Genomic DNA, 26,045 nt, shown 5'->3' on the forward strand with positions numbered 1-26,045 from the left:
GGCAAAGCGTATCCCGTATATAGCGGAGGTTAACCCCGATAAATTCGGTTCATTTACGCCGGGCACCAACATCCCCATCATATCTGAAAAGGAAGCGCGTGCCATGAACCCTGATTATTTTTTGGTGTTGCCGTGGCACTTTAAACATAATATATTAGCACGGGAAACAAATTACATTGAGCAGGGCGGTAAGTTTATCTTCCCACTGCCTGAAATTGAAATTGTATAGAATGCAAAAACTACAACCCTGATAAAAATACTGTCAAATTTATTCAATCACCCCTGATAAAAGTTAACTACTCTAACTCACAAACAGGGGAGAATAAGGTAGTTGAGGATTTAAGGTTGAGAGAAAATTTATTGATACTATTTAAGATATTTGATTATACGTTGTACCCATGAGTGATATTGCTATTCAAGTTGAAAATTTATCTAAAGCATATCAGTTAGGTGATTTTAGTACCGGTACACTTAGTCGGGATATTGACAGATGGTGGGCCCGGATCCGGGGTAAAGAAGATCCTTTTTTAAAAATAGGCGAAGCCAACGACCGCACAATAAAAGGCACAAGTGATATTGTTTGGAGCTTAAAGGACGTTAACTTCGAGATCAATAAAGGAGATGCAGTTGGTATAATAGGCCGCAATGGTGCCGGTAAAAGCACGCTGCTAAAAATATTAAGCAGAGTAACTGCCCCATCTGTTGGTTCGGCAAAAATAAAAGGCCGTGTGGCAAGTTTGCTTGAAGTAGGTACCGGATTTCACCCTGAACTAACCGGGCGCGAGAACATTTTTTTAAATGGCGCAATCTTAGGTATGCGTAAGCATGAAATAAAAAAGCATTTTGATGCAATAGTTGATTTTGCCGGGGTAGAAAAATATATTGATACACCTGTAAAACGCTATAGCAGTGGCATGTATGTACGGCTTGCATTTGCGGTAGCTGCTCACCTGGAAAGCGAGATACTTATTGTTGATGAGGTACTGGCTGTTGGCGATGCCGAGTTTCAGAAGAAGTGCCTGGGCAAAATGGGCGAAGTGAGCAAAGGTGAAGGGCGCACAATTATATTTGTGAGTCATAATATGGCAGCTATAAGTAATTTATGTACAAAAGCTATTTTATTGAAGCATGGTATGATCCAGGATTTTGATAGAACGCGTTTAATTATAGAGAAGTATATAAATTCAGGAAAGGAAAACGAAGCGCAGGTTATTGGCACAGACATAGTTTTAAAACAACAAAGCAGTATCATAGCGTTTCATGCTTTACGGTTACTATCTGCAGGTAGGGGTTTAACAACAATTTTTGCAATTGATGAGCAAGTGTTTATAGAAATTGAATACGATGTATTAATTGACAATTCAATTATTACCCCAAGTATTCATTTAATTGATAGTATGGGTTCGTGCATTTTTGCAACTTTTAATGGCGCATCAGCAAATACTAAAGTTGATACTTATTATGGCATCCCCTTATTAAAGGGCCGATACAAATCAACATGCATAATTCCGGCTAATTTTTTAAATGATAAAAATTATTCGATAAGTGCTTTTTTAGTCCCGCCAAACTATGCTGATGCAGCAGTAGCAGAAGAGGCATTAGCTTTTACCGTAGAAGAAACCGGCGAAATGAGAAAAGAATATACAGGTGAATGGATAGGTGTTATACGGCCTAAACTAGCATGGACAACTACACCTGTTCTATTATAGCATATTTATGGAGCAACCATTATTAACGATAGCAATTCCTACATATAACAGGGCGCGGTTATTAGATACCTGCCTTAATTCGATATTATCGCAGGTTAATACTGAAATTAGTAATGATATTGAAGTTATAGTGTCTGATAATGACTCGCCAGATAATACTACTAATATAGTTGAAAAGTATATTAATACAGGCCATAAAATTACTTATACAAAACGGCCGGAAAATATCGGAGCTGATAGAAATATTGCGGCCTGTTTTTTAAAGGCATCAGGAAAATATGTGTGGTTGTTTTCTGACGATGATTTATTATTACCAGGCTATTTAAAGTTTATATTTGATCTGCTTAATAATAATGATTTTGGCAATTTATATTTAAACGGATTATGGTATAACGAGGTCTATGAAAATAATACAGAAGCCCCTGTAAAAATTAATTTTGAAAAGTTTGATGACCCTCTTTTATTTATAGAAAAAGTCAATTTTTGGCTAACTTTTATAACGGGGAACATCATTAACAAATCGTTGTTTACCGAACAGATTGATGTATCAGCGTTTTATGAAAGTAACCTTGGTCACTTAAGTTGGATATTGCCGTCAGTTTTTAAAGGAAAGCAAAACGCAATAATAAGTGACAAAGTAATTGCTTGTAAAGAAAATAACACAGGCGGTTATAATCTTTTAAAAGTTTTTGGACAGAACTTCAATAACGTTATGGATATGCTCATCACGAGAAGACTCATCGATAAAAAAGTTAAAAGGATTATAAATCAACATCTTTTAAATTCGTTTTTTCCAATGTTTATTTATAAGCCAAACGGGAAATTTGAAACTGAAAATTCTTTTAAAATTATGATCCCAATATATTGGAGTTATTATACATTTTGGCGTAGCATATTTCCGGCGTTGTTTCAATACCAGAACGTTAAAACCAAAAATGGTTAAAAGATAATTCCCGGTTATTTAACAGGCGAGGGAGTGTGTATATTACCTAATGTGCATATAGGCAAAAATGCCGTTATAGGGGCAAATGCAGTTGTTACCAAAAATGTACCTTCAAATGCAGTAGTTGGCGGTAATCCGGCTAAAATTATTAAGCAATTTTAAGTGATAATGAAAAAAAAGTTACATAAATGAGGGCAGCGTTTACAATCTGTGCCAACAACTATCTTGCTTCTGCAAAGGTGTTAAAGGAGAGCTTTACAAAACATCATCCCGCTATACCCTTTTTCATTGTTCTGGTAGATAAGAATGATCCAAAGGTAAATTACGACGATTTTAATAGAGAAAGCATTCTTTTTATCAATGATATTGTAGATATCGACATAAACAAGCTCAGCTTAAAATTCAATATTGCCGAACTTTGTACTACGGTAAAACCGTTTATATTCCAATACTTTTTTAAACAAAACAGTCAGGTTGTTTATCTTGATCCTGATATTAAAATATACGCCCCGCTAACCGAATGCTGGGATGCGCTACAGGATTATACCTTTGTGATAACACCCCACCTGATGAATGCGGTTGATGATGGTTACAAACCCAATGATTTGGATGTTTTGCGTACAGGTATCTTTAATTTAGGATTTATCGGATTGTCAAAAGGAGATGAGTTGCCTGGATTTTTAAAATGGTGGGGCGAGCGTTTACTGGTTTATGGTTATACCAATTGGGATAAAGGGATGTTTTATGACCAGATATGGGCTAACTATATTCCGGTTATGTTTAATAATTACCATATACTTAAGCATTACGGTTATAATGTAGCCAATTGGAACTGGCACGAACGTTTACTTGAAAAGAATGGCAATGGATGGTTAATTAATAATAAATATCCGTTAGTGTTTTTTCACTTTAGCAATTATAAGTATGCAGAGCCATTATTTTTGTGTAAATATAATAACCGGTATTCCAGAGAGAACCGCCCTGATTTGGTGCCTATATTTGATGAATACCAGTCTGATTTGACGGCTGCTAACGCACCGTTCATTACAAAGCTAAGTGCTTATTATCAGGAACAGTATCAAAATCAAATACTTAAGGACAATGCTGCCATTCCAATAATAAAGAAAATTAAAAACAGGCTTATAAAATATATAGACGCGGTTTTGTAGAAAGATATTATGGCCTTAACGAACGATCTATGTGTAATAATACCTGTTCATAAACCGGTACCATCTGCCGATGAGATCATTTCGCTTAGTGCGGCCAATGTGCAATTAAACGCATATGATTGCTTTTTGGTTTATCCCGACGGGATGGATACATCTTTATATACCTCACTTTACCCGGAACTGAAGCTTAAACTGGTAAACCCCGAATGGCTGTCATCAATAGAGCAATACAATAAAATGAAGCTGAGGCTGGATTTTTATAACCTCTTCAGTAAGTATCAGTATATGCTCACTTATGAATTGGATGCTTATATTTTCCATTCAGATTTTGAAGGTACGGGTGCACTTAATTTTGATTTTATAGGCGCACCGTTTTTTGAAGGATATTGGGATACAAAACCGGGTGCCCCATTAGCTAAGGGATGTAACTCGGGTTTTTCTATCCGGAATGTCCGGTCATGTATCAGGGTATTAAGTTCTATGAACAAGTTTCGTTTTGGTTGGTGGATTTATAAAATATTTCTATCACATTCATCAAAATTACGTATCAAGCTAAACGAACTAACTAACAACAAATACGAGATTTATATTAGTGGAAAATTTGGGTTTTATTTTGCAGATTTTCATTTAAATGAAGACCTGGTATGGTCAGAGATTGTTCCGCAGCTGTTCCCTGAATTTAAAGTAGCCGATCCAATGAGTGCTTTAAAATTTAGTTTTGAATATAACCTTAAAGATTCATTGCGGTTAAATGGCGATAAATTACCTTTGGGCTGCCATGCCTGGTATAAGCATCTCAATTTTTGGAAGCATTATATCAACATACAAGATTTAACATAATTAAGGACAAGGATATAATGAAGTTTGATTTTTATCTTTCAGAAATGTCAGTATCTGATCTGCATGGCGGGGGCTTAACCCTGCAACGTGTATTGGGTAACCAGCTAAATGATATACCTTGTTTTATCCACGTTAATCGTTTTGCAACAGACCTGCCTGCATCAGAAAATTTTGCAGGTAAAAGTATCAATCTTCCATCCTCATGGGATAGTGATAAGGTACGCAAAGTGCTTGGCCGTACATTATCTGCAAAGATCAGCAAAACATCAACCATGATCAGGCAGCATGCGCGTTATGCTGCTACTGTTATAAATAATAAATTTAAGCGAAATCATGAATTATGTGCATTGGTTTGTCCGCAAGGGGCTAATGCCATTTACACCCTGCATGAACTTCAAAAGCATCGCCCGGTAAAGTATATTACATGGATAATGGACGATCATATAACTGAATTTGCAGATGGCAGTTGGCGATACCCCCGATATATTGAATCAATACTTACCGAACATTTACGTAAAGCTGAACAAGTTTTTGTAATAAGCCCGGCTATGCAGGAATTTTATAAATCGCGCTTTGGTGTGCAGTCGACTGTATTGTTTGGGTCGTCAAATGTAGTTGAGGCTGCGCAAGAATATAGTGTTAACTTAAACAAACCATTAAAGATAGGTTATTTTGGAGCGGTTGCTAACTGGCAGCGGGATGCCTTAATAGCGGTTGCTGATGCGCTTAAAGGCACAGATACAGAACTGCATATCTATTCAGGTGTTAATGAGTTGCCCGGCGATCTGCAGGTAGATGAAGTGCATTTTAATGGGCGTTTAGCACCAAACGAGGTGCAAACTACGATGCATAACTATGATGCGTTATTATTACCAATTAGCTTTAAGGCTGAACTACGCAATATGTCGGAATTTAATATTGCTACAAAAATGAGTGAATATCTGGCTTGTGGAGTACCTATAATAGCTGTTGGGCCGGCTTATTCTGCTATGATCAAGTATTTGGATGAGCATAAAGCAGCTATAACTGTATCATCAACCCAAAAAGAAGATATTGCCAACACTATCAGCTTATTGAGAGATCAAAAGCAGGTTTCACATATATTGAAGAACGCGCAAGATTTAGTGAAGAGTGAGGTTAGCACGGAGCCTATGCTCAAAAAATGGTTATCGGTTATAAACAGTTAATATTATTGCGTTGAAAATACTTTCCTTCCATCCTTTTTCATTGTACTCTAACGGCGGCGGCAACCGCATATTAAGGCGTTTATACGAGGGTAGAGAAAATGATGTAACCACTTTAGTAGTGGAGGCATCTGCAATAAAACCACATAACGGAAGCATCAAAGAAACCATAGTTTACGCAACCCCGGTAATACAACCCTGGGCCCGCTGGAAACTGCGTAACCTGCTTATATGGCTGCGTAATAAAGCGTTTAAGCCATATACCACCAATAAAATACGGCGGGCGGCAGCACGGATATCCTATGACGTTTTGCATGTAGTTGATCATGGCCCGTTTGCTACAGCTTTATGTACCGATGAATTTTGTACCAAGGAAAATTTATGGGTGTCGTTTCATGATCATTTCTTAACCACTCACGGAACCTTTGAAGATAGTTCCCTGCTTTGGAATATGGCAAAAAGGCGCCTTGTAATTTCTAATGAGCTTGGTATGGAATACCAAAAGCTGTTTGGTGAAAAAGATTATGAGATAATAACCGATGGTGTGGCCGAAAAGGAAATGAGTGAGACCGTTACCTCTGGCCAATTGCCTGTTGTAGTATATTTTGCAGGGCTACTGCATATTGATTATATCTCGCTGTTTAACGTATTGGCCAATGCATTGGATGAACTGTCCAAACAAGGCTACTCATTTAAACTGGTGTTACGTGGTACACAACAGATCCCATTTCTGCAAAATCGTTTGTTTGCTACTGAATATCGCCCGGTAACGTTAAATGATGCGGAACTGAAGCAAGAGCTTGATGCAAGTACCATACTTTATCTGCCCATAAAATTTACGCAACCTTATTTTTACCTTTATAGCCTATCAACCAAAATGGTGGGCTACCTGGGTGCGGCTGGTGCTATACTGTACCACGGGCCAGCAGATAGTGCAGCTTGCCACCTTTTACAAAAAAACAAAGCTGCCGTTTGCAATACCCAGTTAGCTGTGAATGAATTATCAGAAGATATGCTTAATTTGATAGCCAATAAAACAACTATAGCTGCTAATGCAAAACTACTGGCAAAAGAGCGTTTTAACCTGGCAGAAATTCAAAAGCAATTTTGGCAAACTAACATTATTAAATGAGGCGGATAATTGCAGAATTAAGGATATACATTTGTAACCGGTGGGTGACAAGTATCCCCAGTCATACTATCCGCCAATGGTATTACCGCCACGTAATGAAATATAATATTGGCCAAAATACAGCCATATTAATGGATTGTACGTTTGACTGCACACAGCATTTTTCTATCGGCAGCAATTCAGTAATAAACGGCAAATGTCGTTTAGATAATAAAAGCAGTATTATTATCGGCAATAATGTTTCTATCTCACAGGAAGTAATGATCCTCTCGGCAGATCATGACCCTGATTCACCAACATTTGCAAGCAGAGATTTGCCGGTTGTTATTGAAGATTATGCATTTATAGGGTCGCGCGCAACGATATTGCCGGGCGTAACTATTGGTAAAGGAGCAGTAATAGCTGCAGGTGCGGTGGTGACAAAAAATGTTGAGCCATTTACAATTGTTGGTGGTACTCCGGCGAAATTTATTCGTCCACGCGAAACAGAATTAAACTACCAACTTTCTTATCGCAGATTATTCCAATAGCTAAACCTGGTATTTTTTAACCTCGCTACTATCCATTATCCTGTACCTGTTTTTCAAGCATCGGGCACAAAAAAAAGTTTTTATAGGCAAAAAGAACAGTAAAGTTTTAAGTAAAAAAGGAGTCCGGTTTTTATAATGGAAAGGTTGGTTGCATTTTTTGCAATATAAAAAGGGTTTATTCATGTATTGGTTAGTGTGTACTATTAATCTCTCGTTCTCTCGTTTGCTTAGGGGGGCTACAAATATCTCAATTAAATTAACATATTTAAATTCTAATGTAAAAATATTATGATAATATTAAAAAAAGGCAATATTTTTAAAAATAGATAAATTTTTTAAAAACGCCAAGAAAATATCTTTTCAGTTTTCATATCTTATTGTTTTATTTTTGGTTCAAAAAGCTGTCAATTTAATATTAAAAGTGTTACACATACCTTAATGAAGGATACTACGGATAGCGTAAGAATTATTTTTATATGTAGTGCACTTGAGCCGGGCCGCGACGGTGTAGGCGATTATACCCGCCGCCTTGCGGCAGCCTTAATTCAAACAAATATTAAGTGCACTATTATTTCTTTGAATGATCGGTATGTAAAGGATAATTTTAAGGGTACACAATCAGTAGATAATATTGATGTGCCTGTTTTGCGTATTACATCAATATTAACTGATCCGGAAAAAATTGCTTTTGCAAAAGACTATATTGATAGACTTGCACCGCAATGGTTAAGCTTACAGTTTGTTCCTTTCGGCTTTCATGTAAAAGGACTAAAAACCGGGTTAAGTAAATTACTGCTATCCTTAAATACATCGGCTAAATGGCATGTTATGATTCATGAACTTTGGGTAGGAATGGATAAAGAATCGCCTATAAAACATATTGCCTGGGGATGGGTGCAAAAAAAAATGATCAGTTCTCTGCTAAAAAATTTGAAGCCTGCCGTTATTACAACCCAATCTCAACTTTATAAGCAATACCTGGCTACAATGGGTTACGATGCGCAATATTTGCCGCTATTTTCAAATATCCCCGTTAATAATGGCCAGATATTGGATGCCAAAACTGAAAGCAAGAACATTAACCTGGTAATTTTTGGTAACATTCATCATGGTGCACCAGTGCAGGCGTTTGCAAATGAGGTTGCTGCTTATGCTAAAGAGTATAATATTAGACCTACTTTAAAGATTTTAGGGCATTGCGGCGCTGAACAAGATAATTGGATAAAACAATGGGAGTCCGCAGGGTTACAAGTAGCCGCTATAGGCGAACAATCTGCAGAGCGCATCTCGGCAGAGTTGAAAAGCGCCGATATAGGTATAGCAACAACACCAGTGTCCATCACAGATAAAAGCGGGTCTTTTGCAGCAATGCGCGAGCATGGTTTGCCCGTAATAAGTGTCTCTCGACCGTGGCATGCACGTGGAGTTAAAAAGATCCTCATCCCCGATGGCGTTTTTTACTATCAAAAAGGTAACTTTAAAGAGTTTTATAGTTCGATGGACTCTATATCTTCGGTAAGTACTGATGTTAACATAGTATCACAACAGCTATCAAATCTATTACTTGGTTTTTAATGGCGAGTTTAAATTATCTTTGGTGTAACCGTGCTAAATTTCCATTGGGTTCAAACGCGTTTAACCGTGCCTGGGCAAAACGGATCCTATTATTTTCGCAAGTTTTAAAAATGAACAACCGCCGTAAAAAATTAATAAACCAGGGTGCTGTGATTGATGAGCGCGCCGAAATTGGTGAGGCAAAGTTTGAAGGGCGCAAAAACAGGCTGACTGTTGGAGGTTTTTCATTCATCGGCCGCGCCTACATGGTATTGCATGCAAATATTATTATTGGCGAAAGGGTTTGCATAAATGATGGAGTGGAAATATTAACTGCCACGCATGATGTAACTGACCCTAACTGGCCACAAATAGCAAAAGATGTTGTAATTGAAGATTATGTATGGATAGGCCAGGGTGCTATGATATTGCCTGGTGTAACACTTGGCCGCGGAGCTGTAGTAGGGGCAAGGGCAGTAGTAAGTAAGTCGGTAGCACCGGGAGCTATTGTTGCAGGTAACCCCGCAATACCTGTATCAAAAACCCGAAGTACTGAATTACATTATAATCCGTGTGAATTTTTAGCCGCCAACCGCGCGTGGCTGATAGGATAAATTAAAAACAGATAAATGAAATTAATAATTGCTCACCCTACCGGTAATGCCTTTGTAAGGGCCGCGATTAACGGTATGTATGATGCCGGTATATTAGCTGCATTCTATACAGCTATAGCCAGTTTTCCGGGTACTTTTTTGGATGGGTTAGGAGCTATCGGCCCTTTATCAGATATACGTAGAAGAAGGGTTGAAGCCCGGTTGAAACCATATACCCATCTATCGCCATGGCGTGAAGCCGGAAGATTTGTAGCATCAAAAACAGGGTTAACAAGTTTTACTACACAGGAAACAGGTATATTTAGTATTGATGCCGTATATAAAAGTTTGGATAGAGAGGTAGCCGCATATATGCGTAAATATGCAAATGTCAACGCTATATATGCTTATGAAGACGCTGCCGGGTACTCATTTAGCCAGGCAAAAATAATGGGCTTAGAATGCCTTTATGACCTGCCTATAGGTTATTGGCGGGCAGGGCGCAAATTATTAGAAAACGAAGCCGCGCGATGGCCGGAGTGGGCAGCTACATTAACCACATTTAAAGATTCGGAAATTAAATTAGCACGCAAAGATGAAGAACTTAAGCTTGCCGACCGCATTTTTGTTGCCAGTTCATTTACCGCTAAAACTTTAAATGATTATCCGGGTATACTCGCCCCGGTTAAAGTGATTCCATACGGTTTTCCGGTTGTAGGGGCTGTTAAGGAGTATGATGGTGTAAATGGCAGGCCGCTAAAATTGTTATTTGTTGGCGGCCTTTCGCAGCGAAAAGGAATAGCTGACCTTTTTGCAGCCGTTAATAAACTTGGCCGGCATGTTGAATTAACTATTGTAGGAAGAAAGACCGGTAACGATTGCCCTGCTTTAAACGGCGAATTAGCCAAACACAAATGGATAGCAAGTTTACCGCATGCTTCTATCCTCAAAATAATGAAAGAGCACGATGTGTTAGTATTTCCATCATTATTTGAAGGGTTTGGTTTGGTTATAACAGAGGCTATGGCACAGGGTACACCGGTTATAACAACTGAACGTACCGCCGGGCCTGATATAATAGAACATGATAACAATGGCTGGTTAATAAGAGCCGGAAGTGAGCAGGATATACAAATAGCTATTGAAAGGCTATTACAGCAACCGCAATTAATTGCCCAGGCAGGCAAGGCAGCAATGGAAACTGCGAGGCTAAGACCATGGCAGGTTTATGGTGAAGAATTAGCAGAAGCAATTATTTATAAAAATTAGTAATTTCGAGGTCGATAGTACGATAGAACATTAATGAACGCAGAATTGAATCCTAATGCCACCCCATTTAATCCCGTTATGAACGAGCGGCGATTAAAAGTCATACAAAAAAAGGGAGAAGTTATTGCGCTTTTAAAAAAAGGAGTTTGGGTATATATTATTTTACTGTTAACTGAGGGTGCCATCCGCAAATGGGGACTACCCCGGTTATCGACCCCGTTACTAATTGTAAGGGATCCTGTTGCTATCTGGATGCTTTTTTTAGCCATAAAACATGGCCTTTTCCCTTCCAATAACTATGTATGGAGTATGGTATGGGTATCCGTCTTCGCCTTTTTTATTGCAATAAGTATAGGGCATGGCAGTATGTCCGTGGCGGTTTATGGAACCAGGATACTGCTTATCCATTTTCCGTTAATGTTTTTAATTGGGAGTTTATTTAAACGGGAGGATGTTATTAAATTCGGTAAAATACTGATGTGGGTATCTATTCCAATGTTATTGCTTATTGGTGTACAGTTTTATAGCCCGCAAAGTTCATTTATTAACCGTGGAGTAGGTGGTGACGTTGCAGGTGGTGGCTTTTCAGGTGCATTGGGCTTTTTTAGGCCGCCCGGTACATTTTCTTTTACCAGCGGGAATACTCAGTTTTGGTCAGTGGTCGGTATTTTTGTGGTTTATTTTTGGCTTAACCCATCTGGTGTGCCCCGGTTGCTTCTAATTGCAGCATCAATTTGTTTAATTGCATCAATACCGCTTTCAATTAGCCGTACACTTATCTTTCAGATAGTTATAACTGTATTGTTCGCGTTTATATCAGTGTCAAAGAACCCCAAATATATTGGCCGGATGTTAATGGCAAGTATAGGCATCGTTATTGCAATTATGTTGTTGAACAAATTAGAATTTTTCCAAAAATCAACTGAAGCGCTTGTATCCCGTTATACTGATGCTGGTGCCACTGAGGGAGGATTAGAGGGTACACTTGGTAACCGGTTTTTAGGCGGATTATTAGGTGCGGTGCAACAAACCAACCAACCTTTTTTTGGATACGGTATTGGGATGGGAACAAACGTTGGCGCTAAGTTGTTAACTGGTGATGTAGAATTTTTAATTGCCGAAGAAGAGTGGGGGCGGCTAATTGGAGAGATGGGAACTATCATGGGGATTATTGTTATCGTAATTCGTTTGTCTTTTTGTATAAAAGCCGCATGGTTAAGCTTTAAAAGGCTGTCTACCAGAGATATATTACCATGGATGATTTTAAGCATGGCATTTGTATTTATTGCTCAAAGTCAATGGGCACAACCCACTACATTGGGCTTCTCTACTTTAATAGGCGGATTATTAATTTCTTCATTAAAAATTGAAAAGCCTGAAGTTGATGAAGAAGAGTAAAACCATTCCTATACATGGCTTATCTAACAGCATCTAAATTTGTGAAGTATGGATGCTCACCGTAAAAGAATTTTAATATATAGGATTGGTAGTCTTGGCGATACTATTATTGCTTTACCCGTTTTTAATAAAGTACGTGAGGTGTTTCCTAATGCCGATATTACACTGCTTACAAATCGCCCCATAGTATCAAAGGCTCCTGCGTTGGAAAGCGTGCTGGGCAGTCATCATTACTTTGATAGGGTAATTAATTATCCATCAGGTACCAGGAGCCCGCAAGTTTTATACGCTGTTTGGAAAGAGATAAGAGCGCAAAAAATAGATATTGTTATTAACCTGGCCACCACAAGGATACTAAAGAATCTACGCTCAACCAAACTGGCGGTTTTGAGAGATAATTTGTTTTTCCGGTCGGCAGGTGTATCAAAATTAATAGGCTTTCCCTCATTAAGAATTGATTATGAACTGACCATTGACCAAGAAACCGGAGATTTTGAGTGGGAAGCTAAACGCCTTGCCCGCAGGCTGGAAACTTTAGGCCCAATTGATCTGCAAAATAGCTTTTATTGGGATATGCATTTTAACGATGAGGAGATCTTATCAGCCAGCCAGGTTTTGGAAAAATGCTTACCCGGCAAGCCAATTATAGCTGCAAGCGTGGGCACCAAAAGGCAATCAAATGATTGGGAGCAGGAAAACTGGATCAGTTTTTTCAAAGGTTTAAAGCTACAGTATCCTGATTGGCAGTTAGTGATGGTGGGCTCGCCCGAAGAAGCCGACCGTTCTGATAAATGTATTGAGGCATGGGGAGGAACAGGCATCAATTTATGTGGAAAAACTTTGCCGAGAGTATCAGGCACTGTTTTACAAAAAGCGCGGATCTTTATTGGGCATGATAGCGGGCCAATGCATTTGGCAGCGGCAGTAGGAGTACCTTGCGTTGCTATTTACTCAGCCAGGAATTTTCCGGGACAGTGGTATCCAAGAGATAATTCCAATAAAATTATATATCATAAAACTGATTGTGCAGGCTGCGGGCTAGAGGTTTGTATTGTGCAGCAAAAAAAATGTATATTATCTATCACTGTAAATGAGGTGCTAAGTGCCGTTGCAGAAACTTTAAATAATACCGAAGCCAATTACAGCTATTAAGTTTATATTTACTAAAGTATGTTTTTAAAAACACTTGCTTTTATACTTCCATGGCCGTTAAGGCGTATTGCTTTGCAAAAATGGTTTGGATACGTTATTCATCCTACTGCCAGGATAGGTTTATCATGGATATACCCTGGTAAATTAATCATGAAAGAAGGTGCGAAGATAGGCCACTTTAACATGGCCATACACCTTGACCAAATGGAGATGGGTGCCAAAGCTTCAATAGCCCGCGGCAACTGGATAACCGGTTTCCCATCCAATACAAATTCACCCCATTTTAGCCACCAAACATTAAGGAGGTCGTTATTTATTATGGGCGATAGTTCTGCAGTGACAAAAAATCATCATTTTGATTGTACCAATATAATTGAAATAGGCCGCTTTACAACTGTTGCAGGTTACCAATCGCAGTTTCTTACTCATTCAATAGATGTGATGGAGAACAGGCAGGATAGTGATAGGATAATTATTGGCGAATATGCGTTTTTAGGCACCAATGTAGTTATGTTGGGTGGGGCCGAACTGCCACCCCGCTCGGTATTAGGAGCTAAATCATTACTTAATAAAAAATTTACTGAAGAGTGGATGCTTTATGGCGGTGTACCCGCAAAAGCAATTCAACAACTATCTGCAGATGCCAAATATTTTACCCGCACGGATGGATTTGTTTACTAGTATTTATAAGAAAGGTAAACAATGAAATTATTGCACATTATTGCCACTATGAACCCTGCCAGCGGGGGCCCCTGCCAAGGTATACGTAACAGTAATCCGGAAATTGTTCGTTATGGTGTAAGCCGCGAGGTAGTTAGTCTGGATGATCCCAAAGCTTCTTTTTTAGGATCGGATGATTTTATAATACATGCTTTAGGACCGGCAATTGGTCCGTGGCATTATGCCCCCCGTTTAAGGTCGTGGCTACTTGCTAATCTTAGCCGGTTTGATGCTGTTGTCATAAACGGGTTATGGATATATCCAAGTTATGCAGGTTGGGGAGCAATACAAACTATAAAAAAACAAGCTAAGTATAATCAAAATATACATGTGCCTAAGGTATTTGTAATGCCTCATGGTATGCTTGATCCATATTTTCAAAATGCTCCGGATAGGAAGTTAAAAGCTATACGCAATTGGTTTTATTGGAAACTGATAGAAAATAAGGTTGTAGATGATGCTGATGGTATATTGTTTACCTGTGAAACAGAACTTCTGCTGGCCCGTAAATCATTCCAACCATATCATCCTAAAAAAGAAATTAATGTAGGCTATGGCATTATTCCGCCACCCGTGTATACTGCAGAAATGGGAGAGAAATTTTTAGCCCAGTGCCCCCAAGTAAAAGATAAGCCGTATTTACTTTTTTTAAGCCGCATACATAAAAAAAAGGGTATTGGTCTTTTGATAAAAGCATATGCTAATATAATTGATAAAGCATTGGCCGAAAAACGAGATTACCCAAAGTTGGTAATAGCCGGCCCTGGTTTAAATAGTTCATACGGGGAAAAAATGATCAGGCTTTCAGCATCATTCCCTCAATTAAAGGATAATATTTTTTTTACAGGGATGCTTACCGGCGACTATAAATGGGGTGCCCTTTATGGTTGCGATGCTTTTGTACTGCCCAGCCATCAGGAGAATTTTGGTATTGCTATAGTTGAGGCAATGGCATGCAAAAAATCGGTACTAATATCGCATCAAATAAATATATGGAAAGAGATAGAAGCCGGCGGAGGTGGAATTATTGCTGCCGATACGCTTGAAGGAACCCAGGAAATGTTAGATAAGTGGATAAGTTTATCTGCGAAAGAGCAAAAAGAAATTGGTGAACATGCGCTCGAGACCTATCAAAAAAGATTCCACATCGGGCCTGCGTCAATAGCCTTTATTAACTCAATACGTATATAATTCATTACCAAATTCTGTTAGCCAGATTTTTATTTAAAGGTTAAAGAGCTATTATTAGTAAAGCTATAACTTATACCATAACGAGCAATTAATTACAAATTGTTTTATGGTTAATAATTTAGTTACAGCTAATAAAATATTGTTAAAAATTGCATAAGTTTACTATTATTGCGCATATATAACTTTTTAAACAAAGTTTGCAAAGCCAGATTTATATTAATTAACCAGAGGTAATAATAAGTGTTATATTGCATTCAAACGTTCATTTAATTTAATGGTTAATCAAGATACACTAACCGGGCCATCTTTTTCAATCCGTAACCGTGCTGCAAGAGTTTTATGGAATTTGGTGTACATCTTTTTTTTTAGATTATCACCAAAGCCCTTACATGGCTGGCGTTCTTTTATTTTGCGTTGTTTTGGTGCAAAAGTAGGCAGTGGCGTGCATGTTTATCCCCGGGTAAGAATATGGGCGCCATGGAATTTAGAATTACATGATGAATGTGGTATTGGCAGTGACGCTATACTTTATTCGCAGGGGAAAATAACTATTGGTAAAAGGGCAGTAATATCGCAAGGCGTAAATATATGTACCGGTACACATGATTATACCTATGCAGGCATGCCTTTGGTTACCAGGCCAATTTATATTGGTGCAAATGTATGGATTGCAGCCGAGGCATTTATACATCCGGGTGTAACCATTGCAAATGGTTGTGTAATTGGTGCAAGATCAGTAGTTGTGAATGATATGCCGGAGTGGATGGTATGTTCAGGCCATCCTTGTAAACCCCTCAAATTAAGGGCTATGATTTAATTTTTGTACTAATTTTAATGATATCTGTTTTAATACTCACAAAAAACGAAGAACAAGACTTACCGGGATGCCTCGCTTCGGTAAAGTGGTGTGATGATATACATGTTTATGACTCTTATAGTGACGACAAAACAGTTGAAATAGCTACTAATGCCAATGCCAAAATTACACAGAGAAAGTTTGATAATTGGTCGGCACATCAAAACTGGGGGTTAAAAAATATAAAATTTAAATATTCCTGGGTGTTATATATAGATGCTGATGAGCGTGTATCAGCAGGGTTATGTAATTCGTTAAAATTGCTGAATTTACAAGAGAGCAGCCATGCCGCTTATGAAATAAGGCGTCGGGATTTTGCATGGAACGGGGTTTGGTTAAAGCATGCACAAATCTCGCCATTTTATCTTCGTCTGTTCAGGCCAGAAAAAATGCATTATGAACGTTTAGTAAATCCGGTTTCTTTACCGGATGGTTCAATTGGGCGTGTAGATGGTTATTTAGATCATTATCCGTTTAGTAAGGGTTTTAAATTTTGGTTTAAGCGTCATTTGAATTATGCCGATATGGAAGCGATGATGCGGATTGATGAAATAGGGGCCGAAAAAGAGTTTTCGATAAAAAAAGCGCTTTTCAGTAAAGATTTTAGCGAGAAACGATATCATCAAAAAGGTCTTTTTTATAAGCTGCCGGGCCGGCCATTAATTAAGTGGTTTTATATGATGTTTATACGGGGGGCTTTTATTGATGGTACCGCTGGTATAACTTATGCAACGATGCAATCAATATATGAATATTTTATAGTACTTAAAACGAAAGAAATTTTATCTGAGAGTATGAAAAACAAACAAACTGATATATTTATAGGTTCTGTAACAGATAAGGAGTTAATCGAAACATATAGCAAGATTTAATTTATTATTTTAGCCAAATAATAGCTATTTCAAAGAGTAGGGCAATTAAAACTTTAGTCCAATTTATTTTATATTTAAAGGTTTATTCATTCTACTTGTTATTAGTGATTATGCGTTTACTAGCCGAGGGCTTAATTTATAAATGAACAATAAAAAAATCCTGTTAATAAGTCATAATTTTTCACCTGAACCAATTGGTATTGGAAAATATAATGGCGAAATGCTTCTCTGGTTAGCAAATCGTGGTTATGATTGTACTGTAATTACAACTTTTCCATATTACCCATATTGGAAAGTACAAGCACCGTATAATAATTTGTGGTATAAAAAAGAGTTGATGTATGTTGGAGAAGGTAAGCCTTATTTAACAATATACCGCTGTCCGTCTTATATTCCTAAAGACCCTACCGGCAAGCAAAGAGCTATACAAGATTTTTCATATTGGTTATCAAAATTTTTAATGATATTTAAGTTTATAGTTTCAAAAAGAAACTATGATCTTATTATTACTATTGCCCCGCCATTTCATCTGGCCTACCTGGGGCTAATACTTAGAAAGCTAAATGGCGGTAAACTACTTTATCATATACAGGATATGCAGATTGAGGCTGCTCGTGATCTTAAATTGTTTGCCAGGAAAAGAATATTAGCAGGTTTATTTAAAGTAGAGTATAGCATATTACGTGGAGCCGATTACGTAAGCAGTATATCTGAAGGAATGATCAAAAAGATCAAATCGAAAGTTAACCGTGAGATCGTATTTTTTCCTAACTGGGTTGATACAAAAGATTATTTCCCAATTGCAGATAGGCATTTACTTAAAAATAAATGGGGTTTTAATTCTGATGATATTGTGTTGCTGTATTCCGGCGCTGTTGGCGTAAAACAAGGGCTTGAAGGGATTTTAGTTACCGCTGAAAATTTACAGCACGATCACCGGCATATTAAATTTGTGATTTGTTCATCAGGGCCTTATAACGAACTGCTTATGGAGCAGGCTAAAAAGAAAAAATTAAGGAACATTAGTTTTTTACCTGTGCAGGCAAAAGAAGTATTCAATGAGTTTCTTAACATGGCCGATTTGCATTTGGTATTGCAAAAAGCCAATGCCGGTGATTTGGTTATGCCTTCAAAACTAACAACCATTTTGGCTGTTGGGGGAGCCAGTATTATAACCGCATCAAAAGGCACATCATTGTATGATATGGTAGTAGAGCAGAATTTTGGCTACATAGTTGAACCCGGCAAGCATGAACTGCTTACCAAGCTTATAATAGATATTAAGCTTGATGATAACCTTGAACGCAAAAGAATAAACGCCCGTAACTATGCTACTAAATATTTAAACGTTGATACGGTAATGAATGATTTTGTAGAGAATTTTTTGGCTAATTAAAGCATACATACTTAATTAAGCTTAATATCAGATATGAGTGGTTTATGATCAGATATTTTTAAATCTAACGCCTGGTAATTAAGTATATCAAATTCTGGGCTAGTAAAAATATAATCAATCTGTAGTGGAAATTTACTGAAATAAGTTGTTTGATAACCACTTCCTTTTTCTATAAAAGCATTTTTTAGGCCATCTCCTATTTCATTAACCGCAAAAGAATTAGGCGTATCATTAAAATCGCCTGTAAGTATGTAGGGGTATGGCGATTTCTCTATAAAACGTTTAATTTGACTAACCTGAAAACTTCTCGTAATAAATGCCGTGGTTAACCTGTTTTTGATGAAAGTCGATTGCTCTATATTTACATTTCCATTAAGATATCTGCTTTTTTCCTGATTCTTAATTTTTACGGCGGCCAGATGAATGCAGTAAACTCTTATACTTTTGCCTTTATAATTTACATCAACAAAAATTGCACGGGCATTTAAAAACTTATTTACCGGAATGATTCCTGAGTTTGTTATAGGATATTTTGAAAATATCATATTTCCTGTTGAGTCGTGAATGTTTTTTACAACTTTAAATTCCTTAAAATAATTATAATTAGTCTTTAGATTTCTTTTGATCTGAATAGTCACAGAATCATTGGTGGATTTATATTTAGAAAACTCCTCAAGATTAAGTATATCCGGCTGATTATTATTAACCACCTTTGCTACTTCATTTTGTATGGGTGACTCTCCATATTTGTCGATCCCTTTAAATTCACGAACATTATATTGCATTATTCTGATAGCGTCATCTGCAACTTTTTTATTGTTAATGTATTTGCCGTGAAATCCATAAAATGACTGAATATTGAACACGCCTAATAAAATTGAAACTAGAGATATTAGTAAAAGGATTTTTTTGCGCATCAGCCAATAGAAAACAAAAATCAAATTTACAATTAACAATATGGGATACCCAAAGCCTAAAATTGCGATTATAGCAATGTCTCGTGGATCTGTACTTGGCGCCAGATAACTCAATAACAAAGCTAATGTTGCAAAGAAGTTTAATATTAAAACAATCTTGTCAAAGGTAGGGAACTTTTTTTTTAGTGTTTTTTTAGTTCTCATAGTAACTGCTTAGCATTATGTTGTTAAAGTAGGATAGCATATAAAATTCCCTAAAAGTAATCTTTTGGTGTTATTTTTAATATAATTATTGATTCTTTTAACAAACAGCACTTAAAAATAAGTCTACATAACTTTAACAACCTTTAATAGGTTTTATAGCTTTGTTATTTATCTTTATGGCTTGAATAACTACAATTTAAATGAAAACCTGGCTAAAAAGGAATTATTATAGATTGGCTTATTACCGTAAAAATGTTAAGATCGGGAAAAACGTACTATTAAATACTCAGAATGAGTTTAAAGGATTTAATGCTATTGGGAATGATACCATATTTGCCTCATCAAGCATTGGCTTAGGAAGCTACATAGCAGATAGGTCAGTCATCACAAAAGCTGTTATTGGAAAGTTTTGTTCAATAGGCAGTTTTGTACAAACAGGTTTAGGTGTTCACCCTTCAACTGGGTTTGTATCAAGCCATCCAGCGTTTTATTCAACGCAAAAGCAGGCGGGCTTTTCTTTTGTCGATAAAGATATTTTTAAAGAGCACTTATTTATTGATGCCAATGAAAAATATGTTGTGCTGATAGGTAATGATGTTTGGATAGGCAACAACGTTATAATTATGGATGGGATTAAAATTGGTGATGGAGCCATAATAGCATCCGGATCAATTGTAACAAAAGATATAGCACCCTATACAATTGTTGGAGGGGTACCCGCAAAATTTATAAAACCACGTTTTGATGAACAGCAAGCAGAAAAACTTTTAGCAATAAAATGGTGGGACTGGAGCTTAGAGAAAATTAAAACGAATGGTAAGTTTTTTGAAAATGTTGAATTCTTTACATCAACTTTTAAATAATAATGGGGGGGATTACTTCAATTGTTATTTAATTAACATTAAAAATCCTATAAAATTAATATTTTAGCCAAAAGTAAATTGTAATTGATGAAATTCTTTAAAAATATAAACATACAATACCTTATCACTTTCTTTTTTTTATTACTAACGGCAAATGCCAACTTCTTGTCATCAAGTACAATTGGTTGGTTTATAATTCTGTTTTTAATGATTATGGTGGGTATTATAAAAAGGCAGTTTGAAAAAAGAGATGTGATGAACTTTTTTTGGCTCTCTGTTGGATACCTGATACTTGTTTTGTTTAGATTTTATGTGGTCAATGATCTTGAAACGGACTACCTGGTTAGTGATATTGTATTTTTGGTTAAATTTGCTCTTTTGAGTTTTGTATTTTGCGCAATATTAAAGGAAGAAGCCATAGCCTATATTGTTAAAGTAGTAACTCATTTAACAATACTCTCGTTTGTATTTTATGCACTGCAGCTTTTGGCACCCGAGGCCATGTATAAAGTTTTTACCGCTATAAGCTTTGATACAGGCAATATTATACCGGGATATTCAAATTTCCTGTTGTTTACTTTTACCAGGGGGTTTCATGATTATAGTAATTCAGGATTTGTTTGGGAACCTGGTGCATTTGGTTGCTTTTTAGTTATCACTTTAATGTTTCACTTCTTTTTAAACAAATTTAAATTTGATAGTACTGCCATCATTTTAATTGTTGCCAGTATCACTACGTTTTCAACCACCAATTATTTAGGTTTACTTGTATTGCTTATGTTGGCATATAGGTATCGGGTGCGTAAAATAAATCTCTGGATTTTAATATTGATACCGGTAATTGTGTTAATTATCGTATTTGTTCCGTTTTTGGGAGATAAGATCATAGATACATATAAAGAGGACATGCGTGACCTTAATCATTTAAAAGTACTGGAAAAATATTATAGGCATAACCGAATGCAGATACCGCTGAATAGATTTTCAAGCATGTGGCATATTATTAATTCGTTTGGGGATAAACTAATACTTGGAGTAAGTAATAAGTATAACGATTTCCTAAATAAATCGTATCCGGTTAATATATCTAACGGAATATTCGATTTCTTTGCCAAATTTGGTATAGTTGGATTTGCCTACCTTTTATATCGTTATATACGGTTTTGTAGCCCATATGTTCTTAGTCCAATAAATGTAATTTTTTGCATACTTATTTTGCTGGGTTTAAGTTTTGGAGAACCTATTCTTTTCCTGCCATTTATACTAATATTCTTGTTTTTGAGAAAATCACAAACCGTTATAGGCTTTAAAGAAAAACAAAAACAAAAGGAGGGTGGTAAACTTGCCGGTATTTAATTACATACCATGAGTATGAAAAATTACGGTTTATACAAGGTGGCGGTTTTATTAACTTGTTATAACCGTAAAGATAAAACCCTTACTTTTCTGCATAGTTTGATTAACCAAGCTGCATTTACAAAGTTAGAAGCCGATATCTATGTGCTTGATGATGGCTCAACCGATGGCACTGCTGCTGCTGTAAAGGAGGCATTCCCTATTGTTAACGTTGTAAACGGAACCGGAAATTTATTTTGGGCAGGAGGGATGCTTACTATTTGGCAACACGCTATCACCCAAAAAGCTTATGACCTGTTTTTGTTGTTTAATGATGATGTAATATTACTGGAAGATAGCATTGAAAGGCTAATGGCCACCTATGAAGGGGCCGGGGATAGTGGTACCATTTTAATAGGTTCAACGTTAAGCCCCATTTCAAACAAGTTATCATATGGTGGCAATGCATTGTATAGGTTAGATCATGCAGCTTACTATCCGGTTAAACCCGATGCTTACAACACGCTTCCATGCCAATTGGGTAACGCTAATATATTTTTGGTTGATAAGTTTACGGTTGAGAAGATCGGCATTCTCTCTAATGCTTATACACATTATCTGGCCGATTTTGATTATACGATAACAGCATCCAGGAATGGTGTTGATGTGCTAATTGCACCGGGTTATTATGGTTACTGCGAAGATGATCATGGTGTTAACTGGTTATCCGGTAAGTATCCGCTTAAAGAACGGATCAAATACTTGTACAATGTTAATGGCCTGGCTTACAAAGAATATCTTTATTATATAAAAAAGCATTTCCCGGCAGATTATATTAGTGCTTTTGCTAAACTATGGCTAAAAACTCTTTTCCCGGTTATTTGGGATAGATTTAAAAAGAGGGAAGACAAATAATTGAAAATAGTAATATTAAATAACGATTTCAGGGTATATTGGAAAAGCAGGTTGCTTTTTCTCCACCAGTACCTTGCCGCTCAAAATATTGATATGTACGCGATTGAGCTTTTTGGAAAAGGCTCGCCTTATGCTTTTGATACGGTTAATAATACGCAATCATGGTGGACCTGTCTTTTGCCTCATCATGGTTCGGCCGATCTTTCAAAATTCGATATCAGGAAAGCGCTGTATACGGCGTTAGATGATCTGCAGCCTGATATCATTATTGGTCCCTCTATTGTGTTCTTTCCGGGGGCGTTAGGTATCTCATGGGCCAAAAGGAACAATAAGAAATTTATCATGTTTGATGATGCAAAGCCATCGCAGGTAAAAAGGAATTTTATAGTGCAGTGGGTTAAGGATCTGATCACATCACAGGTTGACAGCTTGTGGCTCCCTTCAAAAAGTTACAACCACGAATATGCATATTTTCATAAAAAAGGTATCCCGTTTTTTTATGGGTTTAGCTGTATAGATAATGATTTTTTTAATTCAAGTGTTAGTTATCAGCCCGAAAGCAAAACCATCATTTGCGTGGCCCGGTTGGTGCCCATAAAGAATATAGATAATTTGCTAAGGGCATGGCAATTAATTGAGCGGCAAAATACAGGTTACCACCTGATAATTGTTGGTAACGGGCCTCAGGGAATGTATTTAAAAAAGCTATCATCAGATTTGGGTGTTAAAACCGTTGAGTTTATTGATGCTGTTGATAACAAGGCGTTGCCTGCTTATTATCAACGCTCTGGTGCGTTTGTTCTGCCAAGCCTATCAGAAACATGGGGGCTGGTTGTAAACGAGGCTATGGCCGCCGGTTTGCCTGTATTATTGAGTGCAAGGATTAATGCTGCTGCTGACCTTTTACAAGAAGGTATAAACGGTTTTGGATTTGATCCGGTAGATGTAAATGCTATTTACAATGCTATCTTAAGGTATATAAATACGGATGGACTATCAAAAGCGGCGATGAGTACTGCATCTTTAAAGTTTATTGATGCTTTTAGTTTTAAAAGAATGGGAGAACAGCTTGTTGATGAATTAAATCAGTTATATGTTAAGCCATATACATCACCGGGGATTATAGCCGCTACAATAATTAACTTATGGTATGGACGCTATAATACGGCTGGTTGGGATAAAATAGATAATAACAAATCCTGATAGGTCTCTGAATTTAGAGACCACAAAAAAATAAAAGCTTAGTGTTAAACTAAGCTTTTATTTTTTGATAGAAAATCTTGGTAAGCCATATGAATGCCTTCTTCCAGTTCTATTGTATGTTTCCACCCTTTACTGTGAAGTTTTGATACATCCATTAATTTACGTGGTGTACCATCTGGTTTTGAAGTATCAAATATTATATCTCCCTCAAAGGCAACAATATTTTTAACAAGCAGGGCAAGGTCTTTAATAGAAATATCTTCACCAGTGCCAATGTTAACCAAACCTTCTTCGTTATAGTTTTGCATCAGGTAAAAACAAGCTTCAGCTAAATCATCAGCAAATAGAAACTCGCGTTTCGGTGTACCGGTTCCCCAAATAGTTACAGAAGGTAAACCATTAGTTTTAGCTTCGTGAAACCGACGGATCAATGCAGGCAACACATGCGAATTCTCAGGATGATAATTATCATTATAGCCATACAGGTTAGTAGGCATTACTGATATAAAGTTACAACCATATTGCGCACGGTAAGCATCGCACATTTTTATACCTGCTATTTTAGCAATAGCATAAGGCTCGTTAGTTTGCTCAAGCAAACCGGTTAAAAGGTATTCTTCTTTTAAAGGCTGTGGCGCAAACTTTGGATATATACAGCTAGACCCTAAGAACATCAGCTTTTTTACACCATTAAGGTATGATGAATGAATAACATTGTTCTGAATTTGCAGATTATCATACAAAAACTCTGCACGATAAGTATTGTTAGCTACAATTCCTCCTACTTTTGCAGCAGCTAAAAAAACATAATCAGGTTTTTGTGCTGCAAAAAAATCGGCAGTTTGTTGCTGGCTGCGCAAATCAACTTCAGCGGAGGTAGTAGTAATAATATTATTATAACCCTCTTTTGTTAGTTTGCGATGAATGGCCGAACCAACCATACCGCGATGGCCTGCGATATATATACTCGCTTCTTTTTCCATTCTTTTATTCGAACTGGTTTTTAATTTGATATCCTGAATCTTTCAATAACTTTTCGCGGCGGAACAGTTCAACATCTGTAGCTACCATTTCCTGAATCAGTCCTTGTAAATCATATTTAGGTTTCCAACCCAATTTTGTTTGTGATTTTGTAGGGTCTCCAATTAATAGATCAACTTCTGTAGGTCTAAAATATTTGGGATCTACAGCAACAATTTCTTTTCCAATTTCAATTTGATAATCAGGATTTGTGCAAGCTGTTACATATCCTTTTTCATCAACCCCGGTACCTGTAAACTCAACTTCTACTCCAAGTTCTGCAAAAGCCAGGCGTACAAATTCACGCACCCTGGTGGTTACACCGGTAGCAATAACAAAATCTTCAGGAGTGTCCTGTTGTAATATCAGGTACATTGCTTCTACGTAGTCTTTAGCATGTCCCCAATCCCTTTGAGCATCAAGGTTGCCTAAAAATAATTTACTTTGCAGGCCCAATGCTATCTTAGATGCTGCCCTTGTAATTTTACGTGTTACAAATGTTTCGCCGCGTAAAGGGCTTTCATGGTTAAACAATATACCATTGCAGGCAAACATGCCATATGCCTCACGATAGTTAACGGTTATCCAATATGCATACATTTTGGCTACTGCATAAGGTGAGCGAGGGTAGAATGGTGTAGTTTCTGATTGCGGAACTGCCTGTACTAAACCATAAAGCTCTGAAGTTGATGCCTGGTAAATTTTAGTTTTTTTGGTTAATCCTAAAATACGTATAGCTTCTAAAAGCCTTAACGTACCAATACCATCTGCATTCGCGGTATATTCTGGTGTATCAAAACTCACCTTTACGTGAGACATCGCACCCAGATTATAAATTTCATCTGGCTGAACTTGTTGTATGATCCGTATTAAATTCGTAGAATCAGACAAATCACCGTAATGCAAAATGAATTTTTGATTCTCATCATGCGGGTCCTGATATAAATGATCTATCCGTTCGGTGTTAAATAACGAACTACGGCGTTTTATACCATGAATTTCGTATCCTTTTAATAATAATAAATCGGCAAGATATGCTCCATCCTGTCCGGTTATACCTGTTATTAGTGCTACTTTTTT

Annotated in this window: 25 protein-coding genes and 1 pseudogene; 23 read left to right on the forward strand and 3 right to left on the reverse strand. The window is 37.0% G+C overall.

From position 1 onward, the window contains the following. The 19 genes and pseudogenes from WC743_RS26330 to WC743_RS26420 form a co-directional block, all read left to right on the forward strand. Nucleotides 1-229: pseudogene (locus WC743_RS26330) on the forward strand (SAM-dependent methyltransferase); the annotation flags it as partial. A gap of 169 nt (nucleotides 230-398) precedes the next feature. Then, entirely contained in the window at nucleotides 399-1,709 is a 1,311-nt protein-coding gene (locus tag WC743_RS26335; RefSeq protein ID WP_373016540.1) for an ABC transporter ATP-binding protein, read from the forward strand. Nucleotides 1,710-1,716: 7 nt separating this feature from the next. Then, a complete protein-coding gene (locus WC743_RS26340; protein ID WP_373016541.1) occupies nucleotides 1,717-2,652 on the forward strand; it encodes a glycosyltransferase family 2 protein in 936 nt (311 codons plus the stop codon). A 6-nt stretch (nucleotides 2,653-2,658) separates the two neighbouring features. Then, nucleotides 2,659-2,814, forward strand: coding sequence for a DapH/DapD/GlmU-related protein (locus WC743_RS26345; protein WP_373016563.1), 156 nt, complete (start codon nucleotides 2,659-2,661; stop codon nucleotides 2,812-2,814). Between the two features lie 26 nt (nucleotides 2,815-2,840). Then, on the forward strand, nucleotides 2,841-3,821 hold the full coding sequence (locus WC743_RS26350) for a hypothetical protein (RefSeq protein ID WP_373016542.1): 981 nt from the start codon (nucleotides 2,841-2,843) through the stop codon (nucleotides 3,819-3,821). A 9-nt stretch (nucleotides 3,822-3,830) separates the two neighbouring features. Beyond that, nucleotides 3,831-4,661 (forward strand): DUF5672 family protein, encoded by an 831-nt coding sequence (locus WC743_RS26355; protein WP_373016543.1) that lies wholly within the window; start codon nucleotides 3,831-3,833, stop codon nucleotides 4,659-4,661. Between the two features lie 17 nt (nucleotides 4,662-4,678). Next, nucleotides 4,679-5,848: a glycosyltransferase gene (locus tag WC743_RS26360; protein ID WP_373016544.1), complete on the forward strand. Its 1,170-nt coding sequence runs from the start codon at nucleotides 4,679-4,681 to the stop codon at nucleotides 5,846-5,848. A gap of 10 nt (nucleotides 5,849-5,858) precedes the next feature. Further along, entirely contained in the window at nucleotides 5,859-6,977 is a 1,119-nt protein-coding gene (locus WC743_RS26365) for a hypothetical protein (protein ID WP_373016545.1), read from the forward strand. Nucleotides 6,978-7,237: 260 nt separating this feature from the next. Beyond that, on the forward strand, nucleotides 7,238-7,507 hold the full coding sequence (locus WC743_RS26370; RefSeq protein ID WP_373016564.1) for a DapH/DapD/GlmU-related protein: 270 nt from the start codon (nucleotides 7,238-7,240) through the stop codon (nucleotides 7,505-7,507). Between the two features lie 438 nt (nucleotides 7,508-7,945). After that, nucleotides 7,946-9,082 carry a hypothetical protein gene (locus WC743_RS26375; RefSeq protein ID WP_373016546.1) on the forward strand — a complete coding sequence of 379 codons (1,137 nt, stop codon included), beginning with the start codon at nucleotides 7,946-7,948 and terminating at the stop codon, nucleotides 9,080-9,082. Continuing rightward, the gene (locus WC743_RS26380; protein ID WP_373016547.1) at nucleotides 9,082-9,675 is read left to right on the forward strand and encodes an acyltransferase; all 594 of its coding nucleotides are present in this window, start codon (nucleotides 9,082-9,084) and stop codon (nucleotides 9,673-9,675) included. The genes WC743_RS26375 and WC743_RS26380 overlap by 1 nt, the downstream gene beginning before the upstream one ends. A 15-nt stretch (nucleotides 9,676-9,690) precedes the next feature. Further along, the gene (locus WC743_RS26385; RefSeq protein ID WP_373016548.1) at nucleotides 9,691-10,923 is read left to right on the forward strand and encodes a glycosyltransferase family 4 protein; all 1,233 of its coding nucleotides are present in this window, start codon (nucleotides 9,691-9,693) and stop codon (nucleotides 10,921-10,923) included. 33 nt (nucleotides 10,924-10,956) lie between these two features. After that, nucleotides 10,957-12,321: a hypothetical protein gene (locus WC743_RS26390; RefSeq protein WP_373016549.1), complete on the forward strand. Its 1,365-nt coding sequence runs from the start codon at nucleotides 10,957-10,959 to the stop codon at nucleotides 12,319-12,321. 48 nt (nucleotides 12,322-12,369) lie between these two features. After that, the gene (locus WC743_RS26395; RefSeq protein ID WP_373016550.1) at nucleotides 12,370-13,473 is read left to right on the forward strand and encodes a glycosyltransferase family 9 protein; all 1,104 of its coding nucleotides are present in this window, start codon (nucleotides 12,370-12,372) and stop codon (nucleotides 13,471-13,473) included. A gap of 18 nt (nucleotides 13,474-13,491) precedes the next feature. Continuing rightward, nucleotides 13,492-14,154 (forward strand): hypothetical protein, encoded by a 663-nt coding sequence (locus tag WC743_RS26400; protein ID WP_373016551.1) that lies wholly within the window; start codon nucleotides 13,492-13,494, stop codon nucleotides 14,152-14,154. 21 nt (nucleotides 14,155-14,175) lie between these two features. Continuing rightward, a complete protein-coding gene (locus tag WC743_RS26405) occupies nucleotides 14,176-15,384 on the forward strand; it encodes a glycosyltransferase (RefSeq protein ID WP_373016552.1) in 1,209 nt (402 codons plus the stop codon). A 274-nt stretch (nucleotides 15,385-15,658) separates the two neighbouring features. After that, nucleotides 15,659-16,201: a putative colanic acid biosynthesis acetyltransferase gene (locus tag WC743_RS26410; RefSeq protein ID WP_373016553.1), complete on the forward strand. Its 543-nt coding sequence runs from the start codon at nucleotides 15,659-15,661 to the stop codon at nucleotides 16,199-16,201. A gap of 17 nt (nucleotides 16,202-16,218) precedes the next feature. Further along, nucleotides 16,219-17,112, forward strand: coding sequence for a glycosyltransferase family 2 protein (locus tag WC743_RS26415; RefSeq protein WP_373016554.1), 894 nt, complete (start codon nucleotides 16,219-16,221; stop codon nucleotides 17,110-17,112). Nucleotides 17,113-17,254: 142 nt separating this feature from the next. Then, entirely contained in the window at nucleotides 17,255-18,508 is a 1,254-nt protein-coding gene (locus tag WC743_RS26420) for a WcaI family glycosyltransferase (RefSeq protein ID WP_373016555.1), read from the forward strand. Between the two features lie 11 nt (nucleotides 18,509-18,519). Here the strand turns inward: WC743_RS26420 and WC743_RS26425 are convergent, their stop codons facing one another. Then, entirely contained in the window at nucleotides 18,520-19,629 is a 1,110-nt protein-coding gene (locus WC743_RS26425) for an endonuclease/exonuclease/phosphatase family protein (protein ID WP_373016556.1), read from the reverse strand. Nucleotides 19,630-19,829: 200 nt separating this feature from the next. Here WC743_RS26425 and WC743_RS26430 point away from each other — a divergent pair, with 200 nt between their 5' ends. The 4 genes from WC743_RS26430 to WC743_RS26445 all read left to right on the forward strand — a co-directional run bounded on the left by WC743_RS26430 (nucleotide 19,830) and on the right by WC743_RS26445 (nucleotide 23,945). Continuing rightward, nucleotides 19,830-20,492, forward strand: coding sequence for a CatB-related O-acetyltransferase (locus WC743_RS26430; protein ID WP_373016557.1), 663 nt, complete (start codon nucleotides 19,830-19,832; stop codon nucleotides 20,490-20,492). 87 nt (nucleotides 20,493-20,579) lie between these two features. Then, the gene (locus WC743_RS26435; protein WP_373016558.1) at nucleotides 20,580-21,848 is read left to right on the forward strand and encodes an O-antigen ligase family protein; all 1,269 of its coding nucleotides are present in this window, start codon (nucleotides 20,580-20,582) and stop codon (nucleotides 21,846-21,848) included. A gap of 9 nt (nucleotides 21,849-21,857) precedes the next feature. Continuing rightward, entirely contained in the window at nucleotides 21,858-22,742 is an 885-nt protein-coding gene (locus WC743_RS26440; RefSeq protein WP_373016559.1) for a glycosyltransferase family 2 protein, read from the forward strand. Then, a complete protein-coding gene (locus tag WC743_RS26445; RefSeq protein WP_373016560.1) occupies nucleotides 22,743-23,945 on the forward strand; it encodes a glycosyltransferase family 4 protein in 1,203 nt (400 codons plus the stop codon). 44 nt (nucleotides 23,946-23,989) lie between these two features. Here the strand turns inward: WC743_RS26445 and WC743_RS26450 are convergent, their stop codons facing one another. Beyond that, entirely contained in the window at nucleotides 23,990-24,928 is a 939-nt protein-coding gene (locus WC743_RS26450; RefSeq protein WP_373016561.1) for a GDP-L-fucose synthase family protein, read from the reverse strand. A 4-nt stretch (nucleotides 24,929-24,932) separates the two neighbouring features. After that, nucleotides 24,933-26,045, reverse strand: a 1,113-nt coding sequence (gene gmd, locus WC743_RS26455; protein WP_373016562.1) for a GDP-mannose 4,6-dehydratase, incomplete at its 5' end; no start/stop codon positions are given.

Origin of the sequence: Mucilaginibacter sp. (assembly GCF_041660805.1) — a bacterium.
In the GTDB taxonomy this organism is placed as follows: Bacteria; Bacteroidota; Bacteroidia; order Sphingobacteriales; family Sphingobacteriaceae; genus Mucilaginibacter.

Coding starts and splice junctions, on each gene's coding strand:
- WC743_RS26335 (WP_373016540.1), top strand. CDS start 399: ATGAGTGATATTGCTATTCAAGTTGAAAATTTATCTAAAGCATATCAG.
- WC743_RS26340 (WP_373016541.1), top strand. CDS start 1,717: ATGGAGCAACCATTATTAACGATAGCAATTCCTACATATAACAGGGCG.
- WC743_RS26350 (WP_373016542.1), top strand. CDS start 2,841: ATGAGGGCAGCGTTTACAATCTGTGCCAACAACTATCTTGCTTCTGCA.
- WC743_RS26355 (WP_373016543.1), top strand. CDS start 3,831: ATGGCCTTAACGAACGATCTATGTGTAATAATACCTGTTCATAAACCG.
- WC743_RS26360 (WP_373016544.1), top strand. CDS start 4,679: ATGAAGTTTGATTTTTATCTTTCAGAAATGTCAGTATCTGATCTGCAT.
- WC743_RS26370 (WP_373016564.1), top strand. CDS start 7,238: ATGATCCTCTCGGCAGATCATGACCCTGATTCACCAACATTTGCAAGC.
- WC743_RS26375 (WP_373016546.1), top strand. CDS start 7,946: ATGAAGGATACTACGGATAGCGTAAGAATTATTTTTATATGTAGTGCA.
- WC743_RS26380 (WP_373016547.1), top strand. CDS start 9,082: ATGGCGAGTTTAAATTATCTTTGGTGTAACCGTGCTAAATTTCCATTG.
- WC743_RS26385 (WP_373016548.1), top strand. CDS start 9,691: ATGAAATTAATAATTGCTCACCCTACCGGTAATGCCTTTGTAAGGGCC.
- WC743_RS26390 (WP_373016549.1), top strand. CDS start 10,957: ATGAACGCAGAATTGAATCCTAATGCCACCCCATTTAATCCCGTTATG.
- WC743_RS26395 (WP_373016550.1), top strand. CDS start 12,370: ATGGATGCTCACCGTAAAAGAATTTTAATATATAGGATTGGTAGTCTT.
- WC743_RS26400 (WP_373016551.1), top strand. CDS start 13,492: ATGTTTTTAAAAACACTTGCTTTTATACTTCCATGGCCGTTAAGGCGT.
- WC743_RS26405 (WP_373016552.1), top strand. CDS start 14,176: ATGAAATTATTGCACATTATTGCCACTATGAACCCTGCCAGCGGGGGC.
- WC743_RS26410 (WP_373016553.1), top strand. CDS start 15,659: ATGGTTAATCAAGATACACTAACCGGGCCATCTTTTTCAATCCGTAAC.
- WC743_RS26415 (WP_373016554.1), top strand. CDS start 16,219: ATGATATCTGTTTTAATACTCACAAAAAACGAAGAACAAGACTTACCG.
- WC743_RS26420 (WP_373016555.1), top strand. CDS start 17,255: ATGAACAATAAAAAAATCCTGTTAATAAGTCATAATTTTTCACCTGAA.
- WC743_RS26425 (WP_373016556.1), bottom strand. CDS start 19,629: ATGAGAACTAAAAAAACACTAAAAAAAAAGTTCCCTACCTTTGACAAG.
- WC743_RS26430 (WP_373016557.1), top strand. CDS start 19,830: ATGAAAACCTGGCTAAAAAGGAATTATTATAGATTGGCTTATTACCGT.
- WC743_RS26435 (WP_373016558.1), top strand. CDS start 20,580: ATGAAATTCTTTAAAAATATAAACATACAATACCTTATCACTTTCTTT.
- WC743_RS26440 (WP_373016559.1), top strand. CDS start 21,858: ATGAGTATGAAAAATTACGGTTTATACAAGGTGGCGGTTTTATTAACT.
- WC743_RS26450 (WP_373016561.1), bottom strand. CDS start 24,928: ATGGAAAAAGAAGCGAGTATATATATCGCAGGCCATCGCGGTATGGTT.